General features: G+C 73.7%; 20 protein-coding genes. 8 read left to right on the top strand and 12 right to left on the bottom strand.

Annotated elements, in window-relative coordinates; all coding sequences use genetic code 11:
- The first annotated feature begins 235 nt into the window (after positions 1–235).
- Genes F4692_RS09320 through F4692_RS09305 form a run of 4 tightly spaced genes read left to right on the top strand, consistent with a single transcriptional unit; the run spans position 236 to position 3,325 of the window.
- On the top strand, positions 236–382 hold the full coding sequence (locus F4692_RS09320; protein ID WP_179619400.1) for a hypothetical protein: 147 nt from the start codon (positions 236–238) through the stop codon (positions 380–382).
- Positions 379–1,806, top strand: a complete 1,428-nt coding sequence (locus F4692_RS09315; protein WP_179619399.1) for an FAD-dependent oxidoreductase — start codon at positions 379–381, stop codon at positions 1,804–1,806. Before F4692_RS09320 ends, F4692_RS09315 begins: the two co-directional genes overlap by 4 nt.
- Positions 1,807–1,808: 2 nt before the next feature.
- Entirely contained in the window at positions 1,809–2,258 is a 450-nt protein-coding gene (locus F4692_RS09310) for a transporter substrate-binding domain-containing protein (protein WP_179619398.1), read from the top strand.
- Positions 2,255–3,325, top strand: coding sequence for a cation efflux transmembrane domain-containing protein (locus tag F4692_RS09305; protein ID WP_218858375.1), 1,071 nt, complete (start codon positions 2,255–2,257; stop codon positions 3,323–3,325). The genes F4692_RS09310 and F4692_RS09305 overlap by 4 nt, the downstream gene beginning before the upstream one ends.
- On the opposite strand, the gene F4692_RS09300 is transcribed toward F4692_RS09305, so the two are convergent.
- The 6 genes from F4692_RS09300 to F4692_RS09275 form a co-directional block, all read right to left on the bottom strand.
- A complete protein-coding gene (locus F4692_RS09300; protein WP_179619397.1) occupies positions 3,322–3,768 on the bottom strand; it encodes a hypothetical protein in 447 nt (148 codons plus the stop codon). The two genes, F4692_RS09305 and F4692_RS09300, sit on opposite strands and share 4 nt — an antisense overlap.
- A 51-nt stretch (positions 3,769–3,819) precedes the next feature.
- Entirely contained in the window at positions 3,820–4,407 is a 588-nt protein-coding gene (locus F4692_RS09295; protein ID WP_218858374.1) for a rhomboid family intramembrane serine protease, read from the bottom strand.
- Between the two features lie 31 nt (positions 4,408–4,438).
- Positions 4,439–4,918, bottom strand: a complete 480-nt coding sequence (locus F4692_RS09290) for a PPOX class F420-dependent oxidoreductase (protein ID WP_179619395.1) — start codon at positions 4,916–4,918, stop codon at positions 4,439–4,441.
- A gap of 28 nt (positions 4,919–4,946) precedes the next feature.
- Entirely contained in the window at positions 4,947–5,501 is a 555-nt protein-coding gene (locus tag F4692_RS09285; protein ID WP_218858373.1) for a M15 family metallopeptidase, read from the bottom strand.
- Positions 5,502–5,591: 90 nt separating this feature from the next.
- Positions 5,592–6,242: an HAD family hydrolase gene (locus F4692_RS09280; RefSeq protein WP_179619394.1), complete on the bottom strand. Its 651-nt coding sequence runs from the start codon at positions 6,240–6,242 to the stop codon at positions 5,592–5,594.
- A 10-nt stretch (positions 6,243–6,252) separates the two neighbouring features.
- Positions 6,253–7,188, bottom strand: coding sequence for an EamA family transporter (locus F4692_RS09275; RefSeq protein ID WP_179619393.1), 936 nt, complete (start codon positions 7,186–7,188; stop codon positions 6,253–6,255).
- 73 nt (positions 7,189–7,261) lie between these two features.
- Between F4692_RS09275 and F4692_RS09270 the strand changes: the two genes are divergently transcribed.
- Positions 7,262–8,152, top strand: a complete 891-nt coding sequence (locus tag F4692_RS09270) for a LysR family transcriptional regulator (protein ID WP_179619392.1) — start codon at positions 7,262–7,264, stop codon at positions 8,150–8,152.
- A gap of 13 nt (positions 8,153–8,165) precedes the next feature.
- Entirely contained in the window at positions 8,166–9,416 is a 1,251-nt protein-coding gene (gene ilvA, locus F4692_RS09265) for a threonine ammonia-lyase IlvA (protein WP_179619391.1), read from the top strand.
- A gap of 9 nt (positions 9,417–9,425) precedes the next feature.
- Here ilvA and F4692_RS09260 read toward each other — a convergent pair whose 3' ends face one another.
- Both F4692_RS09260 and F4692_RS09255 read right to left on the bottom strand, forming a co-directional pair.
- Complete coding sequence (locus F4692_RS09260) at positions 9,426–11,030, bottom strand: amidohydrolase (RefSeq protein WP_179619390.1); 1,605 nt, start codon at positions 11,028–11,030, stop codon at positions 9,426–9,428.
- An 18-nt stretch (positions 11,031–11,048) separates the two neighbouring features.
- Complete coding sequence (locus F4692_RS09255) at positions 11,049–12,500, bottom strand: DHA2 family efflux MFS transporter permease subunit (RefSeq protein ID WP_179619389.1); 1,452 nt, start codon at positions 12,498–12,500, stop codon at positions 11,049–11,051.
- Positions 12,501–12,597: 97 nt separating this feature from the next.
- Between F4692_RS09255 and F4692_RS20700 the strand changes: the two genes are divergently transcribed.
- Complete coding sequence (locus F4692_RS20700) at positions 12,598–13,203, top strand: TetR family transcriptional regulator (protein WP_218858371.1); 606 nt, start codon at positions 12,598–12,600, stop codon at positions 13,201–13,203.
- Positions 13,204–13,205: 2 nt separating this feature from the next.
- Here F4692_RS20700 and F4692_RS09245 read toward each other — a convergent pair whose 3' ends face one another.
- Positions 13,206–13,712, bottom strand: coding sequence for a nucleoside deaminase (locus tag F4692_RS09245; protein WP_179619388.1), 507 nt, complete (start codon positions 13,710–13,712; stop codon positions 13,206–13,208).
- A gap of 73 nt (positions 13,713–13,785) precedes the next feature.
- On the opposite strand from F4692_RS09245, the gene F4692_RS09240 reads away from it, so the two are divergent.
- Positions 13,786–14,232 carry an SRPBCC family protein gene (locus F4692_RS09240; protein WP_179619387.1) on the top strand — a complete coding sequence of 149 codons (447 nt, stop codon included), beginning with the start codon at positions 13,786–13,788 and terminating at the stop codon, positions 14,230–14,232.
- Positions 14,233–14,241: 9 nt separating this feature from the next.
- On the opposite strand, the gene F4692_RS09235 is transcribed toward F4692_RS09240, so the two are convergent.
- From F4692_RS09235 to F4692_RS09225, 3 genes are all read right to left on the bottom strand, one after another.
- Complete coding sequence (locus F4692_RS09235; protein ID WP_179619386.1) at positions 14,242–14,931, bottom strand: GAF and ANTAR domain-containing protein; 690 nt, start codon at positions 14,929–14,931, stop codon at positions 14,242–14,244.
- 218 nt (positions 14,932–15,149) lie between these two features.
- Positions 15,150–15,827 carry a response regulator transcription factor gene (locus tag F4692_RS09230; RefSeq protein ID WP_308645231.1) on the bottom strand — a complete coding sequence of 226 codons (678 nt, stop codon included), beginning with the start codon at positions 15,825–15,827 and terminating at the stop codon, positions 15,150–15,152.
- 77 nt (positions 15,828–15,904) lie between these two features.
- Entirely contained in the window at positions 15,905–17,290 is a 1,386-nt protein-coding gene (locus F4692_RS09225; protein ID WP_475118564.1) for an L-serine ammonia-lyase, read from the bottom strand.
- Positions 17,291–17,419 lie beyond the last annotated feature (129 nt).

Below are 17,419 nucleotides of genomic sequence, written 5' to 3'. Positions count from 1 at the left end.
GAGCCGAGGAGGAGGTGGGAGCCGACGTGATGGTGCGGAACCCGCCGGACCCACCTCGCACGGCGTACGGGAGGAGAGGACCGGCGGGTCCCGCGGCTTGCCCGCCGGGAGGCGCTGAGCGATCCCGGCGTGCAGTCGCTGTACCCCTGCGGGGCAGATGCATGCACCCCCGACTGCACACCGCCGTGCCTGGGTACGGGTCGCTGTCCTGCTCCCCCGACGAAGGAGACGAGAGATGAGCCAGCGCACCGGCACGGACGGGCCCCACGACGACCCCCAGACCCACCTCGACACCGACCCGGTGAACCGGCCCGACGAGCCGACGGCCCGAGCCGAGGCCGACGCGGACGCCGACGCCGACGCCGAGGAGGACACCGCATGACCTCGCTGTGGATCGACCGCGCCGTGCCGGTCGTCGACGAGCCCCTGCCGGGCGAGGACGAGCACCTCGACGCGCTCGTCGTCGGCGCCGGCCTGACGGGGCTGACGACCGCGCTGCTGCTGGCCCGCGCGGGCCAGCGGGTGGCCTGCGTGGAGGCCCGCCGGGTCGGCGCGGTCACCACCGGGCGCACGACCGGCAAGGTGTCGCTGCTGCAGGGCACGCACCTGTCCCGCATCCGGCGCCACCAGTCCGAGGAGGTCGCCGCGGCCTACGTCGACGCCAACCGCGAGGGCATGGAGTGGCTCCTGCGCTTCTGCGACGACCACGGCGTCCCCTACCAGCGCCGGACCGCGGTGACGTACGCCGCAGACGACGGCGAGCTGTCGTCGGTCGAGCAGGAGCACCGGGCGGCGGACTCCCTCGGCCTGCCGGTGGTGTGGCGCGACCGGCTCGACGTGCCGTTCCCCCACGTCGCCGCGACGACCCTGGCGGACCAGGCACAGCTCGACGCGATGGACGTGCTGGGCGCGCTCGCCGCGCAGCTGCGCGAGCACGGCGGCACCCTCCACCAGGGCCACCGGGTCCGCTCGGTGTCCAAGGGCGGACGGCCCACGGTGCGGCTCGAGGACGGCCGGGAGCTGACCGCCGACCGGCTGGTGCTCGCGACGGGCACGCCGATCCTCGACCGCGGGCTGCACTTCGCCCGCCTCGAGCCGCAACGGTCCTACGTGCTCGCCCTGGAGGGCGCCGAGCCGATGGACGGGATGTACCTATCGGCCGGGTCGGACGCGCGCTCCGTGCGCGACGCTCCGGGTGGGGCCCTCGTCGTGGGCGGCGCGGGCCACGTCGTCGGGCGTACGGACTCCCACCTCGCACACCTCGACGCGCTCCGGTCCTGGACCGCCGAGCACTACCCGGGGACGAGCGAGACCCATCACTGGTCGGCGCAGGACTACAGCAGCCCCGACGGGGTGCCCTACGTCGGACCCGTCACCCGCGGGAGCGAGCGGATCCACGTCGCCACCGGCTACGAGAAGTGGGGCATGACCAACGCCGTGGTCGCCGCCCGGACCATCTCCGCCGACATCCTCGGGGAGGCGCCGTCGTGGGCGCAGGTGCTGGCCGGGCGGAGCACGACGCCGTCGAACGCGGGCGAGATCGCCCGGATCAACCTCGGCGTCGGTGCTGCGCTCGCGGCCGGCGCGGCGCGCACGGTGCGCGAGCGGCTGCCCGGCAGCAGCGGTCCCGCGCCGGCTCGCTCCTGCGGTGTCGTCGGGATCTGCACCCACCTGGGCGGGCTGCTGAAGTGGAACGACGCCGAGGAGACGTGGGACTGTCCGCTGCACGGGTCCCGCTTCGCCGCCGACGGCGAGGTGCTCGAGGGGCCGGCCACGCGCCCGCTGGTGCGGCGGTCCGAGGAGTAGGCGTGCACGCGGTCCGGCAGGTCTCGATCGTCCTGGCAGCACTGCTGCTGGGCGGCTGCGGGCTGTCGATCCCCACCGACCCGGACGGCACGCTCGACCACGTGCGGACCGAGGGGGTGCTGCGCGCCGGCGCGTCCCCGCGGGCCGGGTGGGTCGACCTCGACGGCGGCGACCCCGGCGGTCGGGAGCCCGAGCTCGTCACGCGCTTCGCCGACGACCTCGGCGCCGAGGTGGAGTGGACGGTCGCGGGCGAGGAGGAGCTCGTGCGGATGCTCGACGAGGGCGAGATCGACGTCGCCGTCGGCGGCTTCACCGAGGACAACGCCTGGGTGGACGAGGTCGGCCTCACCCGGGCGTACACCTCCACGCACGTGATGATGGTGCCGATGGGCGAGAACGCCCTGCAGTCCGAGCTCGAGCGCTGGCTCGACGCCCACGGCGGTGGCGCGTGAGCACGCCGGGCGAGCCGGGCGCGCCGGGCGAGCCGGGCGAGCCGGGCGAGCCGGGCGAGCCGTCGGGAGGCTCGCGCCACCGGTTCGGCCACGTCGAGCTGCCGGCCCCGCAGGCGCGCGCCCTGCGCCGCGCGAAGCGGCTCGAGGTCGTGACCATCGCCTACATGCTCACCTGCGTCGCCGTGGTCTTCGCGACCGCCGGCAGCTCGCAGGCCATGAAGACCGCGTGGGTCGAGGACAGCCTCGCGCTCGTGCCGCCGATCGCCTTCCTGGTGGCCGTGCGTGCCGGCCGGCGGCGCCCCACCGCGGACCACCCCTACGGCTTCCACCGCTCGACCGGCATCGGCCACCTGACCGCCGCGGTCGCCCTGCTCGCCGTCGGCCTGCTCCTCATCGAGGACTCCGCGACCAGCCTGCTGCGCGCCGAGCACCCGCCGATCGGGACGGTCCACCTGCTGGGCCACACGTTCTGGGCCGGCTGGCTGATGGTCGCCGCCATGGTCTACACCGGCATCGGTCCGATCGTCCTCGGCCGGATGAAGCTGCCGCTCGCCGAGGAGCTGCACGACAAGGTGCTCTTCGCCGACGCCGACATGCAGAAGGCCGACTGGATGACCGCCGCCGGCACCATCGCCGGCGTCGTCGGCATCGGCATCGGCTGGTGGTGGGCCGACTCCGGCGCGGCCCTGCTGATCTCGCTGTCGATCGTGCGGGACGGCTGGAGGAACCTGCACTACGCCTCGACCGCCCTGATGGACCAGCGCGCCCGGACCTACGACGACGAGCACCCCCACCCGCTGACGCGCGAGGTCGACGTCGCGCTCGGCCGGCTGCCGTGGGTGCGCGACAGTCGCAGCCGCGTGCGCGACCAGGGCCACGTCTTCCACGTGGAGGCGTTCGTACGGTCGGCGACGGGCCGCCCGCCGTCCCTCGAGCAGCTCGAGGAGGCGGTCGACGTGCTGCGCGGCCTGGACTGGAAGGTGCACGACGTCGTCGTGATGCCGGTCCGCGACCTCCCCGACACGATCCCCGACCCGCAGCCGGCGTCCGACCGGCGATCCGGCTAGCGGTTGGCGCAGGCCAGCTCGGCGGTGGGCGCGGTCGCCGCGGACAGCTCGACCCCCGGGTCGCACACGAGGTCGAGGGGGTCGGCGGCGCCCTCCACGGCGGCCACTGCCTCGTCGAAGGCCGCCACGACGTCGTCGCACGCGTGCTCGAGCCCGACGCGGGTCAGCCCCGAGGTGGAGGTGTCGCCGCTGAGGGCGAGCTCGACGGTCCAGTCCGCCACCGACGTACGCATGCAGTCGACGGCCGCGTCCTGCTGGAGCGCGTCGAAGTCGTACGTCGTCGTCCCGAGCTCGGCCTCGACCGCGGCGCGCCACTCGGCGGTGGCCTCGTCGCGGGCCTGCGCGACCTGCTCGGCGCTGCCGGCGCCCTCCTCCGGACCGTCCGCACCGGAGCAGGCAGCGAGGGTGGGCAGGAGGACCAGGAGCAGGGCGAGTGCGCGCATGCCCGGCACGCTAGGAGGTCGGCCTCGCCCGCGTCCGGCGTTCGTTACCGATCAGTACGTGACACTCGCCTCACCGCGCCGCGTGGTGAGCGTCCGGGCGGCGAGGAAGCCGCCGAGCGCGCCGAAGAGGTGCCCCTGCCACGAGACGCCGGGCTGGCCGGGGAGGACTCCGAGCAGCACGCTGCTGTAGAGGAGGAACACCGCCACGCCGATGAGGATCTCGAGGGTGTTGCGGTTGAGGAAGCCGCGGACGACCAGGAAGACGATCCATCCGAAGATCAGGATCGAGGCGCCGGCGTGGACGCTGCCGGGCTGGGCGAAAAGCCACACCCCGAGGCCCCCGACGACCCAGATGATCGCGGTCGCTGCGAGCCCGCGCGCGACCCCCGTCATCAGGGTGAGGAAGCCGAGGACCAGCACCGGGACGGTGTTGCTGACGAGGTGGTCGAAGCCGAAGTGCAGGACCGGGGCGAGCAGGATGCCGACGAGGCCGTCCTCGGTCCGCGGCCGAACGCCGTAGGAGTCGAGCGGGTTGCCGGTCGCCGCGTCGACGACCTCCAGGACCCACAGCACCAGCACGAAGCCGCCGGTGAGCAGGGCCGCCGTCCCCCAGGCGGGCTCCTTCGTGGTGGTCGGCATGCCAGTCATCGTGACAGCCGGCCCGAAACCCTCAGGCGCGCTCGGCGACCTCCGGCGGGAAGCCGCCGGTCGACACGGTCCCCCAGCGGGTCGGGGTGATCCGCAGCAGGGACTTGCCCTGCTCGACCATCGCGCTGCGGTACTCGTCCCAGTCGGGGTGCTCGCCGGCGATGGTGCGGAAGTACTCCACGAAGCCGTCCAGCACCTCCTCGCCCTCGGTCGCGTCGAGCACCTCGCAGTCGCCGTCGACCTGCACCCAGGCGTCGTCCCACTCGTCGGAGAGCACCACGACCGAGACCTCGGGGCGCCGGCGGGCGTTCCGCGTCTTGGCGCGCTGGGGGTAGGTCGCGACGACGATGCGACCACCGTCGTCGACGCCGCCCGTCACCGGCGAGGCCTGCGGGGTGCCGTCCGCGCGACGCGTGATCAGCAGCATGCGGTGGCGCGGGCGTACGAAGTCGAGCAGCTCGTCGAGCCCGACGGAGGTGTTCGTCGCGATGCGGGGGGCCATGCCGTCGAGGCTAGCCGTCGCCCGCGCCTCAGCGCTCCGCGCTGCCGTCCGGCAGCATCCGTGGGCACCGGCCACCGGGGGTGGTCATCAGCTCGAAGTGCCAGATCTCGTTGGCGAACGTCTGGCACAGGCCGTACGCCGCGCCGTGCTGGCCCATCCAGATCGCGCCGTCGGTGGGGCCGATGTCCACCGCGTCCCCGGTGACGTGGGCCGAGGACTCCGGGGAGGCGACCCACCGGCTCGCCTCCTCCGCGCTGCCGTACGTCACCAGGGCCTCTTCGTAGAGCCGCTCCTGGTGGGCCCTGCTCCGCCACCCGCTGGTGATGCGGAGGTCCACCCCGTCGGCCTCCGCGTCGTCTGCGGCGCGGAGCACCGCGTCGAAGAGGTCGGGGTCGAGCCGCTCGATGGCGGCGTTGTCGTGCAGCCCCTCGCCGAGCTGACGGGCCGCCTCCTGCACCGGCGTACGCTCCCCCGCCGGTCGCAGGATCCCGTCCCCGCCGCCGGGCACGTCGCAGGCGAAGGCGGCGACGCCGGAGGCGACGAGGGTCACCGCGAGGAGGAGGGTGTTGGCGATCTTGTCCACGCTCCGACGCTAGGAAGCGGCGGTGGTCGCGCACCTCCGCCTGAGGTGCCGCGGGGCTGGCCGCTGGTCCCGGCCGCCTCGTCGCGCGGCTCAGCCCAGCAGTGCGCGGAGGTCGTCGACCGTGCGGCCGGCGAGCGTCGGCCACGTCGTGAAGTCGCCGTCCTCCGGCAGCGCCGCGTCGTTGGGCACCGCGAGGGCTGCCGTGCCGGACGCGACGGCCGACCGCAGGCCGTTGGCCGAGTCCTCCACCGCCACGCAGTCGGTGGCCGCCACCCCCAGGAGCTCCGCCGCGCGGAGGTACGGCTCGGGCGAGGGCTTGGTCCGCGTCACGTCCTCCGCCCCGACGACCACGCCGATCGAGCCCGCGGGCGCGGCCGCGGCGACGAGTGCGGCCATCTCGTGGGACGAGGTCGTGGCGATGGCCTGCGGGACGCCCTCCGCGTGCAGCGCGGCCATCAGCTCCCGTGCCCCGGGACGCCACGGCACGTCGTCGCGCAGGGAGTCGATCACCGCCCGCTCCAGCGTCGCCACGAGCTCGGTCTCCTCGAGGTCGACCCCCGCCGCCTGCATCGCGACCGCGGTGTCGTGCATGTCGGACCCCACGAGTGCCAGTCCCTGCTCCTGCGACCAGGAGCCGCCGTGCCGCTCGGCCAGGACGAACTGCTGCGCGATCCAGATCGGCTCGCTGTCGATGAGGGTGCCGTCCATGTCCCACAGGACCGCGGCGAGGCGAGAGGTCATGCGCCTGACGCTAGCGCCCGACCCCGGACACGTGTCCGACACGTTGCCTCTCCGGGACCGGTTCGAGGGCAGCTTCGCGGACACGTGTGGCGGTCCGGGCCGGCCGCAGCGCCACGAGCACGCCCGCGAGCAGCAACGCACCGCCACCCAGCTCGGCGGCGTTGGGGCGCTGGCCGAGCAGGGCCCACGCCGAGGCCATCGCGACGACGGGGGCGAGCAGCACCCACGGGACGACCGCGCTCGACGGCCAGCGCACGAGCAGGCCGTTGAAGATGCCGTAGCCGACGAGCGAGGCGAGCCCGGCGGTGTAGAGGGTCGACACCGCCGCCTGCCAGGAGAAGCCGGACAGCGCGGCCGTCACCGCGCCGGGACCGTCGACGACGAGCGACAGCACCAGGAGCGGTACGGGGACGACGAGGGCCGACCACACCGTCAGCGACAGGCCGCCCGGCACCCTGGCCGCGCGGGCCACGACGTTGCCGACGCCCCACGACAGTGCGCCCGCCAGGCACAGCACCAGGGCGGCCAGCGGGACATGGCCGCCCCGTCCCAGCCCGACCACGACCAGCCCGGCCGTGCCGATGACGACGCCACCGACCTGCACGGGGGTCGGGACCTCGCGCAGCGCCCCGGCCGCGATGACGATCGTGAAGACCACCTGCGCCTGCAGCACCAGGGCCGCCAGGCCGGGCGGCATGCCGGCGGCCATCGCGAGGTAGAGGAAGGCGAACTGCCCCAGCGACATGAACACCCCGATCGCGGCGATGGTCCGCCACGGCGCGTCGGGGCGCGGGACGAGGAGGATGGCCGGCAGGACGACCGCGGTGAACCGGATGGCCACGAAGAGCAGCGGGGGCACGTCGTCCATGCCCCAGTCGATGACCACGAAGTTGAAGCCCCAGATCGTGGCGACGAGGGCAGCGAGGAGGGAGTCGCGCAGGTTCACCCGCCCAGTCTGCGACTGGAGAACCATGAAGCACCAGCGAATCCTTTTATACCTCATCGCGTAGCATCGCTTCATGATCGACCTCGCCGCCCTCACCAGCCTGCGGGCCGTCGACACCTGCGGAAGCGTGGTCGGCGCGGCCGACTCCCTCGGCTTCACCCCGAGCGCGGTGTCGCAGCAGGTCAAGCGCCTGGAGAAGCAGACCGGCGTCGCGCTCCTCGAGCGGGTGGGCCGCGGGGTGATGCTCACCGCGCACGGGAGGCGCCTGGTCGACGACGGTGCCCGGCTGCTGACCGAGCTCGAGGAGATCGAGTCGGGGCTCCAGCGCGACGCCGCCCGGGTCACCGGCCGGCTCCGCGTGGCGGCGTTCTCCACCGCGATGCGCGGCCTGGTCGCCGGGGCCGTGCGCGACCTCCTCGACCAGCACCCGGAGCTCTCGCTGACGCTGACCGAGCGCGAGCCGTGGGACACCGTCGACCTGGTGGCAGCCGGGCAGCAGGACCTCGGCATCGTGCACCAGTGGGGCGACGTGCCGCTCCACCTCCCCGACCACCTCGTCAGCGTGACCATCGCCCGCGACGTCGCGGACGTGGTCGTGCCGCGGGGCCACCGCCTCGCCGGGCGTACGCGGGTCTCGCCCCGCGACCTCGTCGACGAGCCGTGGGTGGCCACTCCCGAGGGGTCGATCTGCCGGCAGTGGCTGCTGCGGATGTACGACGGCACGGGACGCGCGCCGCGCATCGCCCACGTGGCGATGGAGTTCGACTCCCATCTCGCCCTCGTCGGCGCCGGCCTCGGGATCGCCCTCGTCCCCCGGCTCGGACGCTCCGCACTGCCCCCCGACGTCGTGGCCGTCGCCGCCCACCGGCCCGTGCCGTCGCGCGAGATCACGGTCGTGCACCGCGCGTCGATGGCCGAGTCGCCCGCGGTGCGGGCCGTGGTCGAGGCTCTCCGCACGAACTGACAGGCTGGGTCCCATGTCAGTGACCGCGCAGGACGTGGAGGCGGCCGCAGGTCGCCTCGAGGGCGTCGTGGGGCGTACGCCCCTGCACCGCTCGCCGCGGCTGTCCGCGCTCACCGGGCTCGACGTCTGGCTCAAGCGCGAGGACCTCCAGGACGTCCGCTCCTACAAGGCCCGCGGCGCCTACAACCTCGTCGTGCAGCTCTCAAAGGCGGAGCGGTCCGCCGGCGTCACCTGCGCGAGCGCCGGCAACCACGCGCAGGGCGTCGCCTTCGCCTGCTCGCGCACCGGCGTCCGCGCCCGCATCCACCTGCCCCGCACGACGCCGCGGCAGAAGCGCGAGCGGATCGCCGCGCTGGGCGGGCAGTTCGTCGACGTCGTCGTCGACGGCGACACCTACGACGACGCGGCCGCCCTGTCCCACGCGTACGCCCTCTCCAGCGGCGCCACCCCGGTCCCGGCCTTCGACGACGTGCGCACCATCGCCGGGCAGGGCACCGTCGCGGCGGAGGTGCTCGACCAGCTGCCGGCGACTCCGGACGCGATCGTCGTCCCCGTCGGCGGCGGCGGGCTGCTCGCCGGCGTGCTCGCCCTCCTGGCCGAGCGGTCCCCCGGCACCCGCGTGCTCGCCGCCGAGCCGGCCGGCGCGGCCTCGATGGCCGCGGCGCTCGACGCCGGCGGTCCCGTCGACCTGCCCGACCTCGACGGCTTCATCGACGGTGCCGCCGTGCGGCGGGTCGGCAGCGAGACGTACGCCGCCGCCGACCGCGGCCGGCCCACGATGCTCGCCGTGCCCGAGGGGCTCGTCTGCGTCGAGATGCTCGACCTCTACCAGTCCGACGGGATCATCGCCGAGCCCGCAGGCGCCCTCGCCCCGGCCGCGCTGCGCCTCTCCGCACCGCTCGGCCTGGCCCCCGGCTCGACCGTCGTGTGCGTGCTGTCGGGCGGCAACAACGACGTCAGCCGCTATGCCGAGGTGGTCGAGCGGGCGCTGGTCCACGAGGGCCTCAAGCACTACTTCCTCGTCGACTTCCCCCAGGAGCCGGGCGCCCTGCGGCGCTTCCTCGACGAGGTGCTCGGCCCCGACGACGACATCACCCTCTTCGAGTACGTCAAGCGCTCCAACCGCGAGACCGGCCCCGCCCTCGTCGGCGTCGAGCTCCAGCGGCGTGAGGACTACGCGCCGCTGATGCGTCGCATGGCCGACTCCGCGCTCCGGGTGGAGCTGGTGGAGCCGACGAGCCCGCTCTTCCGCTTCGTGCAGTGAGGCTGCGGGTCAGAGGATCCCGGTCCCGTCGATCCATACCCGCTCCACCCGCGCCGCCCCGATCCCGTCCGGCTCGTCGAAGGGGTCGCGGTCCAGCAGCACGAGGTCCGCGACGGCGCCCGGCTTGACCATCCCCGCGTCGTCGCGGTGGCACACCCAGGCGGACCCGGAGGTGTACGCCGCGAGGGCCACCTCCAGCGACAGCGCCTGATCGGGGAGGAACGGCTCGCTCCCGGCAGGCCCGGGCTCCCCGTACGCCATCCGGTGCACCGCGACGTGGACCGCCTCGAGGGGGTTCGGGGTGCTGACGGGCCAGTCGCTGCCGGCGACCAGGCGGGCGCCGGCGCGGCGCAGGTCGCCGAAGGGGTACTGCCGCGCGGCCCGCTCCTCGCCGAGGAACGGGATGGTGAGGTCGACCATCTGCTCGTCGTAGCAGGCCCAGAGCGCCTGGATGTTGGCCACGACCTGGAGCTCGGCGAAGCGCGGCACGTCGTCGGGATGGACCAGCTGGAGGTGCGCCACCTGGTGCCGGCGCAGCGGCTCGGTGCCGACGAGCGCGTCGAGCGCCTCGCGCACGCCCCGGTCCCCGAGGCCGTGGAAGTGGACCTGGAAGCCCTCCGCGTCGAGGGCCGCGACGATGTCCGGCAGGACGGCCGGGGAGACGAAGGAGAGACCCGAGTTCGACGTCGCGTGGCCGCACCGGTCGAGGTAGGGCTCGACGAGCGCCGCGGTCCCGTTCTCGGCGACGCCGTCCTGCATGATCTTGACCGACGTGGCCCGGAACCGCCCGTGGGAGTAGGCCTCGCGCTTCTCGACGAGCTCGGGCAGCTGCTCCAGCCCGCGCTCGCGCTCCCACCACAGCGCGCCGACGACGGACGCGACGAGGTCGCCGTTCTCGGCGGCGCGACGGTAGGTCGGACCGGTGTCCTGCATCCCGGCGTACGCCCCGACGATCGCGTCCTGCCAGCCGGTGACGCCCATCGAGAGCAGGTGGCGCTGTCCCTCGAGCAGGCCGGCGTACAGCTCGTCGGGGCCCGCCACCGGCATCACCGACAGCACCAGGTCCATCGCACCCTCGTGCAGCACGCCGGTCGGCTCCCCCGCCGGGTCGCGCTCGATCCGCCCGTCGGCCGGGTCCGGGGTGTCGCGGGTGATCCCGGCGGCGGCCAGCGCCCGGGTGTTGACCCACATGCCGTGGTGGTCGCGGTTGACCAGTGCGGCGGGCCGGTCCACGACGACGGTGTCGAGGTCGGCCGCGGTCGGGAGGCCGCCGGGGAACGCCGCCATCGCCCAGCCGCCGCCCTGCACCCAGGCGAGGTCCGGGTGCGCCGCGGCGTACGCACCCACGTGCGCGAGGTAGGCCGCGCGGTCGATCGGTAGGTCGCTCAGGTCGCAGGTCAGCCGCTCGAGCCCGCCCTGCACCGGGTGGACGTGGGCGTCGGTGAAGCCCGGGAGCAGCAGCGTGCCGCCGCAGTCGACGACCTCCGCGCCGGGCGTGCGGTCCGACCCGCCGAGCGACACCACCCGGCCGTCGCGCACGAGCACGTCACCCACCTCGCCGAGGTAGCGGAAGCCGTCGAAGATGCGGGCGTGGGTGAAGACGGTGTCCGGCATGGGCACAGCCTCGCAGGGTCAGGTCGTGGGCGCAGGCGCTGCCACGGGACGGCGTACGAGCAGGGCGACGAGCACGGCGACCGCGGAGATCGCGCCGCCGTACATGAGCGCGGCGTGGATGCCGGCCGCGGTCGCGTCGACGAGGGCGACGCCGTCCTCGGAGCGGGCGACGCTCACCCGCGTCATGACGGTGACGAACAGCGCGGTGCCGGCAGCACCGGCGACCTGCTGGAGCGTGGAGACGATCGCGCTGCCGTGGGAGTAGAGCAGCGGCGGCAGCGAGCCCAGCGCCGAGGTCATCAGCGGGGTGAACATCAGCGCCAGCCCGACGCTCATCAGCACGTGCAGCCCGACGACGGTGGCCTGGCCCGTGCCGACGTCGTACGTCGTCATGCCCCACAGCGCGGCGCTGACGATCGCGGCCCCGGGCGCGACGAGGGGGCGCGGGCCGACCCGGTCGAACACGCGACCGACGACGGGCGCGAGCAGGCCCATGGTGAGACCGCCGGGCAGGAGCAGGAGGCCGGTGTTGAGGACGGAGAGGCCGAGGACGTTCTGGAGGTAGAGCGGCAGCAGGATGAGGGTGCCGAAGAGCGCCATCATGCTGACGCCGACCAGCAGCACCGCGACGGTGAAGGTGCGCACGCGGAACGCGCGCAGGTCGAGCAGGGCCCGGTCGCCGAGCCGGAGCTGGCGGGTGACGAACGCGACGAGGGCCAGCGCGCCGAGCACGAGCGGCACCCAGACCGGGACCGGGGTGTGACCCGACGCGCTCTCGCCGATGCTGCTGAGGCCGTAGATCAGCCCGCCGAAGGCCAGCGCCGACAGCACGACGGAGACCACGTCGACGGGCACGTCGCGGGGCTCGGTCACGTTGCGCACCCAGGCCGAGCCGAGGGCGAGGGACAGGAGCGCGATCGGCAGCACGATCCAGAACATCCACCGCCACGACAGCTGGTCGAGCACGAGGCCGGACACGGTCGGGCCGATCGCCGGCGCCACCGAGATGACGATGGAGATCGTGCCCATCATCTGTCCGCGGCGGTCCTCGTCGACGACGTTGAGGATGGTGGTGATCAGCAGCGGCATCATCAGCGCCGTGCCGACGGCCTGCACGACGCGGCCGGTGACGAGCAGCGGGAAGACCGGCGCCGTCGCCGCCACGAGCGTGCCGAGGCTGAACGAGGCCATCGCCGCGACGAAGACCGCCCGCAGCGGGAAGCGGGTGAGCAGCCAGCCGGTGACCGGGATGACGACGGCCATGGTGAGGAGGAACGCGGTGGTCAGCCACTGCGCCGTCGTCGCCTCGACCGCGAACTCGCGCATCAGGTCGGGCAGCGCGACGCTCATGATCGTCTCGTTGAGGATCACCACGAAGGCCGAGGCGACGAGGAGCGCCACCAGTCGTCCGTGGCCTCCGGTGCGGGACCCGTCGAGGTCGCTGGTCAGGGGAGGGGCGGTCGTCGTCACTGCGCGGTGGTTCCTGTCGTCTCGTTCGGCGGTCGTCGAATTGTGTCAGTGACTGCCAACAAGGCGGTGAGCGCCGTTGTTCCCTATGCTGAGCCCTGTGTCCGAGCCCGCCCTCCGCGAACGCCGTCGCCGCCAGACCGAGCGCGAGATCGCCGACGCCGCGCTCGACCTCTTCGAGCGGCAGGGCGTCGACCGGACGACGGTCGACGACATCGCCCGCGCGGCCGGGATCTCCCCTCGCACCTTCTTCCGCTACTTCGCCACCAAGGAGGCGGCCGCCCTGGTCCCGCACGTGGCGCTCGACGAGCGCGTGGAGCGGATGCTCGCCGAGATCGGGCCCGGACGCCCGCTGCTCGACCAGCTCGAGGAGGTGTGGCGCGAGGTGCTCACCGCGTTCGACGACGGCCGGAGCGAGGCGGGCCGGCTGATGCTCCGGGTCCGCCGCCTCATGCTCGCCGAGCCCGCCCTCCGCCAGGCGGCGGCGACCCTCGACGCCCGGCGGTTGGACGACCTCGTCGCCCGGGTGACCTCGGCGCTCGGGCTCGACGACGACCTCGGTCCGCGACTTGCCATCGAGGCCAGCGGGCTGGCCGTGCGCGTCGCCCTCGACCGCTGGGCCGATGCACGCGAGGCCGGCCGCGCGTCCGACCTCCTGGAGACGTACGCCGGTGCCAGCCGGCACCTGCGCACCCTCGGCGGCTGAGGTCAGCCGGCGCCGAGCCCGCGCTCGTGCAGCGCGCGGACCCGCTGGTCGTACGGCGCGACCGGACCGTGGACGCGTACGCCCGGCGCCACCTCGGTGATCGGCAGGGGGGCGACCGGCGAGGCGGGCAGGCCCCACTCCGAGCGCCACTGCGACAGCTGCGCGGACGATCCGGCGTAGACGATCGGGCCGAGCCCGACCCATGCATGGCCGGCCGCGCACATCGGGCAGTGCTCGCCCGAGGTGTAGACCACGCAGGACGCGCGCTCGTCGGCCGGGACGTGCGCCGCGGCCCACCGGGCGAGCTCGAGCTCGGGGTGGGCGGTCGCGTCGGAGCGGGAGCGCTCCTGGTTCACCGCCGTCCGCAGCACGGCGCCGGAGGCGTCGGCGAGGACGGACCCGAACGGGGAGTCGCCGGCGTCGAGCGCCTGCTCGGCGAGCTCGAGGCAGCGCTCGAGGTGCGCGTCGAGGTGCGGGAGGCGGGCGAGGTCGGGCGACTCGGACGGCATGACGTCAATGTGCCACAGCCGCCGCACCCCTTCGGGCGATCTGTGGCGGCGGGGGCGTGCCTAGGTTCGTGGCATGACCACAGTGAGCCGCACGTTCGACGTCCGTCCCGCGCCCGCCGTCGTGGTGGACTACCTGAAGGACTTCAGCCACGCCGAGGAGTGGGACCCGGGCACCGAGTCCTGCACCCGCAACGACTCCGGGCCGGTGCAGGTGGGCTCGACCTGGCACAACGTCTCGAAGATCGCCGGGGTCAGCACCGAGCTGACCTACACCCTGGAGCAGCTCACCGACGACACGATCGTGCTGGTCGGGCGCAACGAGTCCGCCACGTCGACCGACACGATGACCGTCGTCCCGAGCCCCGACCAGCCCGGTGGCAGCCGGATCACCTACGAAGCGGTGATCGAGCTCAAGGGGGCGAAGAAGATCGCCGACCCCGTCATGAAGATCGTCTTCGAGAAGATCGGGAGCGACACCGAGGACGACATGACGACGGTGCTCAACCGGCTGGGCGGCTGAGCCGCACCGTCAGGCCTCGGGGAGCTCCCGGGTCTCCACGATGCTCAGCGCGAGCGCGACGAGCTTGCGGTTGGTCTGCGACGAGACCCGCTTGAGGTAGGCCAGCGCCTGGTCGGCGTCGAGCGAGAGCCGCTCCATGATGATGCCCTCGGCCTGCCCGATGACCGTGCGGCTCGACAGGGCCAGCTGGAGTCCGTCGATCTCGCGGCTCGCGGCCAGCGAGACCGCGAGGTGGCCGGCGATGGCCTGGGCGGTGGCGAGGTCGTCACCGTCGAACGCGCCGGGGCGGTCGGCGTACAGGCTCAGGGTGCCGTAGGTGCCCTTGGTGGAGTAGACGAGCAGCGAGATCGTCGAACGCAGCCCGTGCTCGTCGTGGACCCGCCGCCCCCATGTCTGCCAGCGCTCGTCGCGGGCGAGGTCGCTGATGACGACGATCTCCTCGGTGCGGTCGGGCTCGTGGCACGGCCCCTGGGCGAGCTCGTTCTGCCAGCTGTTGACCGACGACATCACGTCGCTCGTCGCGGCGAGCGTCTGGCAGTCGCCCTCACGGTTGATGGTGATCCCGGCCTGCGTGCAGCCGTCGACGAGGTCGAGGGCGGCCTCGACCGCCAGCATCAGCCGGTCCTCGTCCGCCCCGGCGGCGCCCATCGCGCGGGCCAGCTGGGCGAAGTGGGTCGTGGTGGTGCGATTGCCGGCCAACTGATGGTTCCTCTGCTCCCTGACGGTCATGCTCCCGCGACAACTCTGCCATGCACCTCCGACACGGGCCTACCTCCCGGTGAGGCGCGTGAATGCGACCCCGGCATCCGGGTACCTGCCGTGAACGGTGTCGCCGTAATCGCGAGTGCAGTGACGCCGAGGCCCGGGCGGTCAGGCAAGCGGGCGCCCGGGCCGCCCTCGGGGTCCGCTGCGCGAGCTCAGGCGGGCGAGAGGCGGAAGCCGACGCCGCGGACGTTCTCGACCTGCTCGGTCGCCCCGGCGGCCTCGAGCCGGCTGCGGATCCGGCCCACGGCGCTGGGCAGCACCATCTGCGAGCCGTTCCAGTCCGGACCCCACACCTCGTCCATCAGGGTCTCGCGGAGCACGACGCGCCCGCGTGCCTCGATCAGCAGCGCCAGCACGTCGAACTCGCGGCCGCGGGTGGCGATCTCGGTGCCGCCGAACGCGATGTGGTGGTCGACCACCTCGAGCCGGGAGCCGCGCAGCGGCCCCTCCGCGGTGGGGACGTAGGTGCGGTGGATGCGGCGCAGCACCGACCGTACGCGCGACTGCAGCTCGGCGATCGAGCACGGCTTGACGAGGTAGTCGTCGGCGCCGGCGTCGAGGCCCGAGACGAGGTCGAGCTCCTCGCCCCGTCCCGACATGATCACGATGCCGCCCTCGAAGCCGCGGGAGCGGAGCGCGCTGCAGACGTCGAGACCGTCCTGGTCGGGGAGGATCAGGTCGAGGATGACCAGGTGCGTCTCGACCCGGTCGACGTGCGTGAGCGCGCTCGCACCGTCCGCGACGGACTCCGTCTCGAACCCGGCCGCGGAGAACAGCTGGGCGAGCGCGGTCGCGTAGTCGCCGTCGTCCTCCACCACCAGCACATGCACGTCGTCGAGCCTACGAAGCGGGCGAGCACGGCTACCACAACGGACGTCCACGCGACAGCCACAACGCGCATCGGTGCTCAGCACTCCACGACGTTCAGCGCGAGGCCGCCGCGAGCCGTCTCCTTGTACTTGTCCTTCATGTCGCGCCCGGTGTCCCGCATCGTCTTGATCGCCTTGTCGAGCGAGACGTGGTGGGACCCGTCGCCGCGCACCGCCATCCGCGCCGCGGTGATGGCCTTGATCGAGGCGACCGCGTTGCGCTCGATGCAGGGGATCTGCACGAGGCCGCCGACGGGATCGCAGGTGAGGCCCAGGTTGTGCTCGATGCCGATCTCGGCGGCGTTCTCGACCTGCTCGGGGGTGCCGCCGAGGACCTCGGCCAGTCCGCCTGCTGCCATCGAGCACGCGGAGCCGACCTCGCCCTGGCAGCCGACCTCGGCGCCCGAGATCGAGGCGTTCTCCTTGAAGAGCAGCCCGATCGCGGCTGCGGTGAGGAGGAACCGGACGACGCCGTCCTCGTCGGCGCCGGGGACGAAGTGGTGGTAGTAGAGGAGCACCGCGGGCACGATCCCGGCGGCGCCGTTGGTCGGCGCCGTCACGATGCGCCCGCCCGCGGCGTTCTCCTCGTTGACGGCGAGGGCGTAGAGCGTCACCCACTCCATGGCGCCCAGCGGGTCGGCGGCGCCGGCTGCCCACTCGACCTCGAGCCGCGCGCGCAGGTCGGCCGCGCGGCGGCGTACCTTCAGGCCCCCCGGCAGCACACCGGGCGTCCGGCTGCCCCGGTCGACGCACTCCCGCATGACCTGCCAGGTGGCCAGCAGCTCGCGGCGGACCTCGTCCTCGGGGCGGCGCACGAGCTCGTTGGCGAGCATCACGTCGCTGATCCGCAGCCCGGTCGCCCGGGTGGTGGCGAGCAGCTCGTCGGCGGTCGTGAAGGGGTAGGGCACCGGGGTGTCGTCGGCCTTGACCACCGGGTTGCCGAGGTCGTCCTCGTCGAGCACGAACCCGCCGCCGACGGAGTAGTACTCCCGGCGCCGCAGCTCGGCGCCCGCGGCGTCCAGGGCCTGGAAGACCATGCCGTTGGTGTGGAACTCCAGGCGCTTGCGCCGGTGCATGACGACGTCCTCGTCGGCGTCGAAGGCGATCGTGCGGGTGCCGGCCAGCTCGAGCCGGCCGCCGTCGCGCACCGCCTGGACCATCGGGTCGGCGGCGACCGGGTCGACGAGGTGCGGCTGCTCCCCCGCGAGCCCGAGGACCACCGCCTTCACGCTGCCGTGCCCGTGCCCGGTGGCTCCCAGGGAGCCGAAGAGCTCGACGTGCACCCGGGCCACGTCGTCGAGCAGGCCGTCGGCGCGCAGCCCGTCGGCGAAGAGGTGCGCGGCCTTCATCGGCCCGACCGTGTGGGAGCTGGACGGACCGATCCCGACCTTGAACAGGTCGAACACGCTGATGGTCATCGCGATCCCTCCGCCGCCGACGCCGTTGTCGCGGCACCCTGATGATGCGTCCGCGACGCCCGGTCCGGCAAGAGGCTGTTGCGCTCGACGCTCCGCGTTGCCCGATGCGCAACACCCGTCCCGGCGCGGCCACCC

Origin of the sequence: Nocardioides cavernae (assembly GCF_013410035.1) — a bacterium.
Classification (GTDB): domain Bacteria; phylum Actinomycetota; class Actinomycetes; order Propionibacteriales; family Nocardioidaceae; genus Nocardioides; species Nocardioides cavernae_A.
Note: the sequence above shows the minus strand (reverse complement) of the source record. Positions and strands in the feature narration are given on the sequence as shown.